Consider the following 9,503-nt stretch of genomic DNA (forward strand, 5'->3'; position numbering starts at 1 on the left):
CGGCACGCACGATGCAGCCGCGCTTCGGTCCGCTGCTCACCGTCATCGCGTACGCGGTCACGACAGTGGGTTTCGGGATGGTGATCAACCCGACTTGGGCGGCCCTGCCCGGCTACTTCTTCTTGGGACTGGTCGTCGGCGCGGTGGTTCTGCTCGGCAGGCCGTTCCCGGCGCTCAGCCCCATCCTGCCAACGCTGTCGGCGACCCTGGTCACCGTGCTGGCCACGTGGTTCGTCGCGGACGCCGCGAACGACGGCCTGCTCCGCGTCATCAGCCCTCCGCTCGTCGCGATGTTGCCAGGCATGTCGTTGACGATCGGTTCGATGGAGTTGGCGAGCTCCGAGATCGTCGCTGGCGCAAGCCGACTCATCTACGGAGTGACCCAGCTGATGCTGCTGGTGTTCGGTGTCGCGCTTGGCATGCACATCGCTGGTCACGTGGCGCCGCAGGACCCGTCACCTCAGATGGGCGAGTGGGCGCTCTACGTCGCGATCGTCGTGGTCGCCTCGGGCTTGTACGTCTACCTGTCCGCGCCAAAGGGGTCGCTGCCCTGGCTGATGGCGGCGATCGGGGTGGCACTCATCGGTCAACAGGTCGGCGGTCTGGAGCTGCCCGCGTCCTACAGCGGGGCGGTCGGAGCCTTCCTCGTCGTTCCCTTCGCCATGCTGGCGTCGCGCATCAAGAGCTCCCCACCGGCGATCGTGATGATGCTGGCGTCGTTCTGGGCATTGGTGCCCGGCGCGCTGAGCTTCGTCTCGCTGAGCGAGGCCGCGACCGGAGGCCCAGGCAGCGTCGTCACCCTCGGTGCGACCGTCGCCGCGATATTCTCGATCGCCCTCGGCACGCTGGCCGGGTTCAGCGTCTTCCACACGTTCGCCTGGCCTTCCCGAACCGGCTAATAAGCGATTCCGGTTGCGGCGGGGCCCACGCCATACGACGGTGTACCCATGACAGCGACCGAGCCCACGACCGACGGTTCCTACCGCAACAAGATCGTCGCGGTCGAACCTGGCGGAAACGAGTTCATCGCCGAGGCCGATCGACACGGCAAGCCGAGCCAGTTGTTCTGGACCTGGACGTCGCCCAATCTCGAGTTCGCGACGATCTTCGTCGGTGTGCTGGCGGTCGCGGTGTACGGCATGAGTTTCTGGCAGGCGGTGGCGGGCATCGTCATCGGCACGGGGCTCGGTGCGCTCGCGCACTACTTCCTCTCCGCCCGCGGCCCCCTGCACGGGGTCCCGCAGATGGTGCTGGGTCGCTTGCCGTTCGGCTTCAGGGGCAATGCGGTGCCCGCAGTCCTGATGTCGGTGACGGCCGGAGTGGGCTGGTTCGCGACCAACAGCGTCAGCGGTGCGTACGCCCTCGCCGCACTGTTCGGCATCGGTCCGCTGGTCGGCCTGATCATCATCGTGCTGGTGCAGACGGCGTTCGCGTTCTTCGGTCACAACCTCGTCCAGGCGTTCGAGCGGTGGTCGTTCCCGGTGCTGGCGATCATCTTCGCGGTCGCCTCGGTCGCGATCCTCACCAAGTCCAATTTCGGTGCGCCCGCGCTCGAACCCTTCGTCGGCGACGGGTCGCTTGGTGGCTTCCTGCTCACCGTCGGCACCGCGTTCGGCTATGCCGCCGGCTGGACGCCGTACGCCGCGGATTACACCCGCTACCTCCCGTCGACGGTGTCGACGTCGCGTACCGGACTGTTCGCCTCCGCCGGCCTGTTCCTGTCGTGCGTGGTGCTCGAGGTCGTCGGTGCAGCCTCGGTCACGATCGGGCCCGCACTGTCGGAGAACCCCACCGAGGCCTTCACCGGCGAGCTTGCCTCGCCGATCGCCAAGGCGACGCTGCTGGCCATCGCGATCGGTGCCATCGCCGCCAACTCGATCAACATCTACTCGGGCGCAATGGCTTTCGTCACGATCGGGGTCAAGCTACCCGCACACATCGCAAGGGCCCTGGTGACGGTGTTCTTCGGGGTGGCCGGGTTCCTGGTGGCCTGGTGGGCGTTGCCCGACGCCGCGGCCAGCTATGAGGCGTTCCTGCTCATCATCGCGTACTGGATCGGGCCGTGGCTCGGCGTCGTGTTCGCCGACCAGTACCTGCGGCGCGGCCAGCGGATCGCCGGCTTCCTCTACGACCGGTCCTACGCCAACTGGGGTGGCCTGGCCTCGTTCGCGATCGGCCTCGTCGTGTCGGTGCTGCTCTTCTCCAACCAGGAGAAGTTCACTGGCTTCATCGCCAGGGGCGTGCCCCAGCTGGGTGACATCACCTTCTTCGTCGGCTTCCTTCTGGCGGGCGGCCTGTATCTGCTCGCGTGCCGGTCGAAGATCACCGCTGAACGTACGGCGGTATGACTCCTCAAGAGATGCTCGACGTCGCCGTCGACGAGGCCCGAAAGGGTCTGTCGGAGGGCGGAATACCGATTGGCGCGGCCCTCTTCAGCGTCGACGGCGTGCTGCTGGGTAGCGGCCACAACCGACGGGTGCAGGACGACGACCCATCGGTGCACGGCGAGACCGACGCATTCCGCGCGGCAGGTCGGCAACGGGACTACCGGTCGACGATCATGGTCACCACGCTGTCGCCGTGCTGGTACTGCAGCGGCCTGGTGCGACAATTCAACATCGGTGCCGTCGTCATCGGCGAAGCGCGGACGTTCAGCGGCGGCCATGACTGGCTGGCCGAGAATGGCGTGGCGATCACGCTTCTCGACGACGAACGATGCGTGCAGATGATGACGGACTTCATCGCGGCGCATCCCGAACTGTGGAATGAGGATATTGGAGTGTCGGAATGAGTGTGATTGCGACGGTGGACATCTCGCGTTGGCGTGACGGAGGCGCCGCTGCCGACGCGGTGGCCGCCGAGGTCGACGAGAGTCTGCAGCAGGCGGGATTCATCCTGGTCACCGGCCACGGCGTCGACAAGGGTCTGGCGGCAGCGGTGCGCTCGGCTAGCCGGGATTTCTTCGCGCAGCCCGACGACGTCAAGCAGCGCTACAGCGTTGCGGTGGGCGGTCACGGCTGGATCGGACCCGGCGCCGAGGCCAACGGCTACGCCGAGGGCACCGAGACGCCGCCGGACCTCAAGGAGAGCTACAGCCTGGGGGCCGAGACGACGACGGGTGATCCCGACGTCGACCGAATCTGGTTCGCGCCCAACGTCTGGCCTACGGAGGTGCCCGCGCTGCACGCGTTGGTGACGGAGTACACCGCCGCGGTGCGACGACTCTCCGACGATCTTCTCGCCCTGTTCGCGCATGCGCTGGGGCAGCCGGTCAATCCCTGGGCGCTGCTGGCGAATCGGCCCACCTGGACGATGAACATCAACCACTACCCGCCCGTCAGCGTCGTCGGAGAACCGGAGCCAGGACAGTTCCGGATCGGTCCGCACACCGACTTCGGCACCGTCACCGTCCTGGATCGCGAGCCGGGAGCCGGTGGCCTTCAGGTGTATTCGGAGGCCGGCGGGTGGGGGGACGCACCGTATGACCCGGACGCGCTGACCGTGAACATCGGCGACCTGTTGGAGTACTGGAGCGGCCGCCGCTGGCCGTCGGGCAGGCATCGCGTGCTCCCGCCGCAGCCCGAGGCGCCCGAGGAGGATCTGGTGTCGCTCATCTACTTCTACGAGGCCAACCACGACGCGCTCGTCACGCCGCTGGTGCCCCCGGTCGGGAAGGTCGCCGGATTGGAGCCCGTCACCTCATCGGACTTCATCAAGGAGCGCCTCGACGCCATCACCATTGGCTAGCGTCGCACCGGGGAAAGTAGTGTGACCGCCATGCGCGTCTACCTAGGCTCTGACCACGCCGGATTCGAACTGAAGCAGGCCATCGTCGAGCATCTCGAGTCGAGTGGCCACGAGCCGATCGACTGCGGTGCCTTCACCTACGACGCCGAGGACGACTACCCGGCGTTCTGCATCGCGGCGGCGGAGAAGACCGTCGCCGACCCGGAGAGCCTAGGCATCGTCATCGGCGGCTCGGGCAACGGCGAACAGATCGCGGCGAACAAGGTGCCCGGCGCGCGGTGCGCCCTGGCGTGGAGCGTCGAGACGGCTTCGCTGGCCCGCCAGCACAACAACGCTCAGCTGGTCAGCATCGGCGGCCGAATGCACACCGTCGAGGACGCATTGACCTTCGTCGACGCCTTCCTGACCACGGCGTGGTCCGAGGCGCCGCGGCACCAGCGACGCATCGACATCCTCGCCGAGTACGAGGACACGCACGTCGCGCCACCCGTGCCGGGCGCCTGAGGCATGCCCGAAGGGCACACCATCCATCGGTTGGCCCGACTGCACCAGACGCGGTTCGCCAAGGCGCCGGTCGTCGTCACCAGCCCGCAGGGGCGCTTCGCCGACGCCGCCGAGACGGTGAGTGGTCGCCTGCTGCTCAAGGCGGATGCCTACGGCAAGCACCTCTTTCATCACTACGAGGGCGGCGCGGTCGTTCACGTCCACCTCGGCCTCTACGGCTCCTTCACCGAACGTCCCGTGCCCATGCCCGAACCGGTGGGACAGGTGCGGATGAGGATGATCGGCGCGGAGTACGGCACCGATCTGCGCGGCCCTACCGCCTGCGAGGTGATCAACCGGGTCGAGGTCGACGACATCTTCGCCAGGCTAGGGCCCGATCCACTACGGCGCGCGCCTGATCCGTCGCGCGCGTGGGCACGAATAACCAAGTCCCGCAGGCCAATCGGCGCACTGCTGATGGATCAGGCGGTGATCGCGGGAGTCGGCAACGTGTACCGCAGCGAGCTGCTCTACCGCCATCTGATCGACCCGCACCGGCCAGGAACCCACGTCGGTGAGGCGGAGTTCGGTGCCGCATGGACCGACCTGGTCGCCCTGATGAAGGTTGGGGTCAGCCGCGGCAAGATCATCACCGTCCGGCGCAAGGACGACAAGGGGGCGCCGTCCTATCGGCCGGGTCGGCCGCGAAGCTACGTGTACCGACGGGCGGGGGAACCGTGCCGCGTGTGTGGCACGGCGATCCGGACCGAGGTGATGGAGGGCCGCAACCTGTTCTGGTGCCCCACCTGCCAGGTGTAGCAGGCGCGGTCCGCGGCATTTGACGGGACAATCGGCGGGTGGAACTGATCCTCGTCGTCGTTGGGGCGATCCTTGTCACGGCCACCGCACATCGACGGGGGCTCGAACCGGCGCTGATCATCGTCGTCATCGGTATCGCGGCGTCGTTCCTCCCCGGTTTCGAGGCACCCGAACTCGATTCGCACATCCTGTTGACGGTGGTGTTGCCGCCGCTGCTCTACTCTGCGGCGCTGGACTTCTCGTTCCCGACGTTCCTTCGCAACATCCGGCCGATCCTTGGCTTGGGTGTGGGGTTGGTGGTGGTGACCGCGTTCACGGTGGCCGCCGTGTCGTCGTGGCTGGTTGTGGTCCCGCTGACGTTCGGGACGGCGCTCATCCTCGGTGCGATCGTGGCGCCCCCCGATGCGGTGACGGCCGTCGCAGTCGGCCGCAAGCTGGGGCTGCCGAAGAAGTTGATGGCGATCCTCACCGGGGAGAGTCTCATCAACGACGCCGCCGCACTGACGCTGTTCTCCATCGCGGTGGCTCAGGTGGCGGGCAGTCACACGTTCATCGACAACCCGTTCCTGCTGTTCGGCTACAGCGCAATCCTTGGCCCAATCGTCGGCGCCGCACTGGGATTCGTGACGTTGTGGATCCGCAAACGGCTGGCCAACCCGGGGCTGGAAACCGTGCAGGGTCTGGTGGTGCCCTTCGCGGCGTGCTTCGCGGCCGAGGAGTTGCACGCGTCGGGGGTGCTGGCCGTCGTCGTCGCGGGATTCGTGGTGGGCAACGGCACCCTCGGCGCGGGCTATCAGACCCGGCTGCAGGAGCGCTACGTGTGGAACTCGGTAGACGTGCTGCTGGAGGCGTTCGTGTTCGCCTACATCGGGCTTCACCTGCGGTTCGTGCTGGAGGACCTCCGCGAAGCGCACGAATCGCTCGGTGAGGTGGCCATCGCGGCGCTGATCGTTCTGGCCATCGTGATGCTGATCCGGCCGCTCTCGGTGTTGGCGATGTTCGGCCGCAGCAAGCTGTCGAGTCACGTCGAGAACCGGCTGAGCGTGCCGGTCCCGGCGGCCGGCGGCCGGGGAGCGCTGGGCACCCGCCGCCGCGGCAAGCCGCCGGGCAGATGGCGTTCGCTCATCGATCGTCGGTCGTTGACCTGGCAGGAGAACGTCGTGGTGTCGTGGACCGGCATGCGGGGGGTGGTGACGCTGGCCGCTGCTGCGGCCATCCCGGTGACGACGGCGGCGGGTGAGCCGTTTCCCGAGCGCGCCACCATTCAGGCCATCGCGTTCGTCGTCAGCGTCGGCACGTTGTTGATCCAGGGCGGGACGCTGCCCTTGCTGATCAGTCGGCTGCACCTGTCGACCGACGAGTCCGCCTATGAGCGCGAGCAGACGCTCAAGGCGGAACGCGTGGTGCACGAGGCGGCCGACGAGGTGTTGGCGGAGTTCAGGGCGAATCCGCCGGACGGCCTCGACCCCCGGGTGCTCGCCGACATTCGCAACACCATCGCGAGGCATTCGCAGGACGCCGACGAGATGCCCGATCCCGCGACCCACACCCTGCGGGCGGAGGTGTTCGCGACGCTGTACCTCAACGTACTGAGGACGCAACGGGCGGCTCTGATCGCCGACCGCGACGCGGGACAGATCGAGGACGAGGCGGCCCGCGCCATGCTGGAGCGGCTCGACCTTCAAGAGGCCGGGGTGTCGGCGCGGCTCGAGAGTCGCTTCTAATCGCGCGGCCGCGATGGCTGAACGGGTTGAACTGGCCCGCATGCCCTGAAGTCGCCGCAGCTCGGAATGCCTCCCGAGGATGGCGGTACCGGATGGCAGTCAACCAGGTCGCACGTTCCGATGCCACCAGATGGGTTGTTGGGCAATGGAACTGGTGCCGGCGGCTCAACCGGCGTTGGAGAGCTCACGACGGGCTTGGGAATTGCGATCGGCGCGGCGGGGACCGTGACGACCACGACTCGGGAGACACCGGGGCGATCTCGCTCGGGCGCAGTAGGGGCAGCGGCCACGACGGGCGAGGGAACGGCTGCGGGCGAGATCGTGGTGGGCGCCGAGGCGGGCGTGGGTGCCAACGAAGTGGAAGACGAGGGGGCCACCGCGGGCACCTCGGTCGTGGCGAATTGGTGGATGGCGAGATTTCCCACCACGGCGAGCGCGCTGGCGGCGAGCACCGCCGCGAGTCCGCTCACGATCCATCCCGACTTCGTCGGTGCCAGGGGTTCGAGAACGGCCTGCCGGCGCACGGTGGGCTCGCCGCGATCGGGGTTGGCGTCGTAGTGGCCGATGGGGGAGGCGAAGTGCGTGGTCATCGTGGTCTCCGTCGAGTTGGCGCGGCCTCGGTGGCCGCCTTCACCAACTAGGAGCGACGAGGCGCCCCGATTCCGACAGATATCTGCCGGCGGATTTCTACAGCGGTCCTAAAAGCTGCTAGAAACCGCCGAAGTCGCCGCCGCCGAAGTCGCCGCCGCCACCGAAGTCCCAACCGCCGCCGCCGCTGTCGCCACCGCCCCAGTCGCCGCCACCGTCACCACTCCAGCCGCCGCCGCCGTCACCACCGCCGCCGTCGCCGAAGTCCTGCCCCCCGCCGTCGAGCTGACCCTGCTCGCCGCCGTCGCCGAAGCCGTCGCCTTGGCCGTTCTCGAAGCCCTGGGCGTCGTAGCCGACGCCGCCCATGCCCGAGAACAGCGTGCTGAACAGCAGCACCGAACCGACACCCCAGGCGCCTGCCACCAGGGCGGGCTTCCACCACGGCTCGGAGTACCAGCCCGCGGGCACCGGCCGTCCGGCCACCTGGCCGCCGGGGTAGTAGTTCGGGGTGCGCTCCGACGGCGATGGCGACGCTTCGATGTCGCGGCCCTCGTACTGGACGCGGCGGTCTTCGGTGACGGTGCCCGCCGAATTCTGGCCGGACAGCGTCTCCAGTTCGGGTCCCGGGTCCATGCCCATCGCGACCCGCGCCGCGCGCACGTAGTACAGCCCCTCCATCGCGCTCTCCTTGGCGAGCAGCGCCTGGCGGGCGGTGGTGGCCTGCTCGATCTGCGACCCCGCTGCCGTGAAGCGCTCGGAGGCGTCGGCCAACGCCTGCTTGGAGGCGTCGTCGGTGCCCGTCAGGTTGATCACCTGACCGCCGAGACGGTCGATGGTCCGACGCGCGTCGGCCTTCGCGTCGTCGAGTGATGCCGCGCTGCGCTTGCCGGATGCCTTCCTAGAAGCGACGACGGCGAAGCCGATGACGGCGACCAGAACGACGATGAGCACCAGCAGAAAGCTGTTCATGGCGTTCAGCCTACCGACAGGAAACGATGCCGAACCGGGCCGGATGAGGGGCTTCTCAGGATTCGCGTTCGCGGTCGGACAGCGCTTCGAGCCCGGCCTCGGCGCACGCGGCATCGTCTGCGGCGCTGGCGCCACTGACACCGACCCCGCCGACGATGCGCCCATCGACGACGATCGGCACCCCGCCGCCAAAGATGACGAACCGGCCGCCGCCGTTGGCGTGCAGACCGAACAGCTCGCCGCCGGGTGCAGCGAGGACGGCGAGCTCAGCGGTGGAGATGCTGTTCGCGACCGCGGTGTAGGCCTTGTCGATCGCCAGCACGGGACCTGCGATCTCGGCGCCGTCCATCCGGCCGAACGCCACCAGGTTTCCGCCTGCGTCGACGACGGCGGCCGACACCAGGACCGATCGCTCGACCGCCTCGGCGTGCGCGGCCTCGACGATGCGGTGGGCGGCTGCGAGGTCGAGGGTCACGGGCTCACATCCTGCCAGGGCGGATCGAATGCCCGAGTAACGATCTTGACCTTCGAGCCGACAGCCAAAATAGCCACTTCAGCGCGCATTTCAGCCCCCAGCAAATTGGCGATTCAGTTAACTAGGTTTGCTAGCAACATTAAGATTCGATTAAAATAGCACCATGATGCCTGTTTATGTCGTACGCGACAGGGTAGCCAGTGGTTGAGGAAGCAGAAGGTGTGCAATCGCGCAGGGCAAGCCGATCTTGCCCCCGGTGCGGGTAGCGAACTGGTCGGGAACCGGAAATCGATGCTTCCCCAATCGAGAGGAAACCAAGAGATGAAGAACAACATCATGCGCACCACCGCCGGCGCCGTACTCGGCGGATCGCTGCTTTTCTCCGGCATGGGAATCGCCAATGCGGCACCGCCCGTCAATCTGCAGGACGGCTTGGTCAATGTCGCCGTCGGTGACGTCGCGATCCTCAACGACGTGAACGTTGGCGTTGCGGCGCAGGTCATCGCCGCCGTCTGTGGCACGGACGTCACCGCTGCGGTCTTGGGCTCGGTGGACCAGCTCGGCCAGCCGCAGACATTCTGCACCTTGCCCGGCGGGCCCGTCACCGTGGCGCAGAACGCCGGAACCGGCCCCGGAAACTCCAGCAACGCTCCTGGCCACAACCGATAGCCAATATCGAGGGGCGCCGCCCGCGTCCG

General features: G+C 67.7%; 11 protein-coding genes. 9 read left to right on the forward strand and 2 right to left on the reverse strand.

The genetic code is table 11. From position 1 onward, the window contains the following. From QOD90_RS10515 to QOD90_RS10550, 8 genes are all read left to right on the forward strand, one after another. A partial coding sequence (locus QOD90_RS10515) for a threonine/serine exporter family protein (RefSeq protein ID WP_526349342.1) occupies positions 1 to 899 on the forward strand: 899 nt, incomplete at its 5' end. 48 nt (positions 900 to 947) lie between these two features. Further along, a complete protein-coding gene (locus tag QOD90_RS10520; protein WP_526349344.1) occupies positions 948 to 2,348 on the forward strand; it encodes a purine-cytosine permease family protein in 1,401 nt (466 codons plus the stop codon). After that, positions 2,345 to 2,791, forward strand: coding sequence for a nucleoside deaminase (locus QOD90_RS10525; protein ID WP_526349346.1), 447 nt, complete (start codon positions 2,345 to 2,347; stop codon positions 2,789 to 2,791). The genes QOD90_RS10520 and QOD90_RS10525 overlap by 4 nt, the downstream gene beginning before the upstream one ends. Next, positions 2,788 to 3,747: an isopenicillin N synthase family dioxygenase gene (locus QOD90_RS10530; RefSeq protein ID WP_526349348.1), complete on the forward strand. Its 960-nt coding sequence runs from the start codon at positions 2,788 to 2,790 to the stop codon at positions 3,745 to 3,747. The genes QOD90_RS10525 and QOD90_RS10530 overlap by 4 nt, the downstream gene beginning before the upstream one ends. Before the next feature lie 30 nt (positions 3,748 to 3,777). Then, positions 3,778 to 4,251, forward strand: coding sequence for a ribose-5-phosphate isomerase (locus tag QOD90_RS10535; protein ID WP_526349350.1), 474 nt, complete (start codon positions 3,778 to 3,780; stop codon positions 4,249 to 4,251). Positions 4,252 to 4,254: 3 nt separating this feature from the next. After that, entirely contained in the window at positions 4,255 to 5,049 is a 795-nt protein-coding gene (locus tag QOD90_RS10540) for an Fpg/Nei family DNA glycosylase (RefSeq protein ID WP_526349352.1), read from the forward strand. A gap of 38 nt (positions 5,050 to 5,087) precedes the next feature. Further along, a complete protein-coding gene (locus QOD90_RS10545) occupies positions 5,088 to 6,773 on the forward strand; it encodes a cation:proton antiporter (protein WP_526349354.1) in 1,686 nt (561 codons plus the stop codon). Between the two features lie 225 nt (positions 6,774 to 6,998). Beyond that, the gene (locus QOD90_RS10550) at positions 6,999 to 7,331 is read left to right on the forward strand and encodes a hypothetical protein (protein ID WP_526349356.1); all 333 of its coding nucleotides are present in this window, start codon (positions 6,999 to 7,001) and stop codon (positions 7,329 to 7,331) included. Between the two features lie 150 nt (positions 7,332 to 7,481). Here QOD90_RS10550 and QOD90_RS10555 read toward each other — a convergent pair whose 3' ends face one another. Together QOD90_RS10555 and QOD90_RS10560 are read right to left on the reverse strand one after the other, a co-directional pair. Beyond that, the gene (locus tag QOD90_RS10555; protein WP_526349358.1) at positions 7,482 to 8,330 is read right to left on the reverse strand and encodes a DUF1542 domain-containing protein; all 849 of its coding nucleotides are present in this window, start codon (positions 8,328 to 8,330) and stop codon (positions 7,482 to 7,484) included. Positions 8,331 to 8,385: 55 nt separating this feature from the next. After that, the gene (locus tag QOD90_RS10560; RefSeq protein WP_526349360.1) at positions 8,386 to 8,805 is read right to left on the reverse strand and encodes a heme-binding protein; all 420 of its coding nucleotides are present in this window, start codon (positions 8,803 to 8,805) and stop codon (positions 8,386 to 8,388) included. Between the two features lie 321 nt (positions 8,806 to 9,126). On the opposite strand from QOD90_RS10560, the gene QOD90_RS10565 reads away from it, so the two are divergent. Then, on the forward strand, positions 9,127 to 9,474 hold the full coding sequence (locus QOD90_RS10565; protein ID WP_526349362.1) for a hypothetical protein: 348 nt from the start codon (positions 9,127 to 9,129) through the stop codon (positions 9,472 to 9,474). Positions 9,475 to 9,503: the final 29 nt, after the last annotated feature.

It is taken from the genome of Mycobacterium sp., assembly GCF_032161845.1.
Taxonomy (GTDB): domain Bacteria; phylum Actinomycetota; class Actinomycetes; order Mycobacteriales; family Mycobacteriaceae; genus Mycobacterium.

Coding starts and splice junctions, on each gene's coding strand:
- QOD90_RS10530 (WP_526349348.1), top strand. CDS start 2,788: ATGAGTGTGATTGCGACGGTGGACATCTCGCGTTGGCGTGACGGAGGC.
- QOD90_RS10555 (WP_526349358.1), bottom strand. CDS start 8,330: ATGAACAGCTTTCTGCTGGTGCTCATCGTCGTTCTGGTCGCCGTCATC.
- QOD90_RS10525 (WP_526349346.1), top strand. CDS start 2,345: ATGACTCCTCAAGAGATGCTCGACGTCGCCGTCGACGAGGCCCGAAAG.
- QOD90_RS10565 (WP_526349362.1), top strand. CDS start 9,127: ATGAAGAACAACATCATGCGCACCACCGCCGGCGCCGTACTCGGCGGA.
- QOD90_RS10540 (WP_526349352.1), top strand. CDS start 4,255: ATGCCCGAAGGGCACACCATCCATCGGTTGGCCCGACTGCACCAGACG.
- QOD90_RS10535 (WP_526349350.1), top strand. CDS start 3,778: ATGCGCGTCTACCTAGGCTCTGACCACGCCGGATTCGAACTGAAGCAG.
- QOD90_RS10520 (WP_526349344.1), top strand. CDS start 948: ATGACAGCGACCGAGCCCACGACCGACGGTTCCTACCGCAACAAGATC.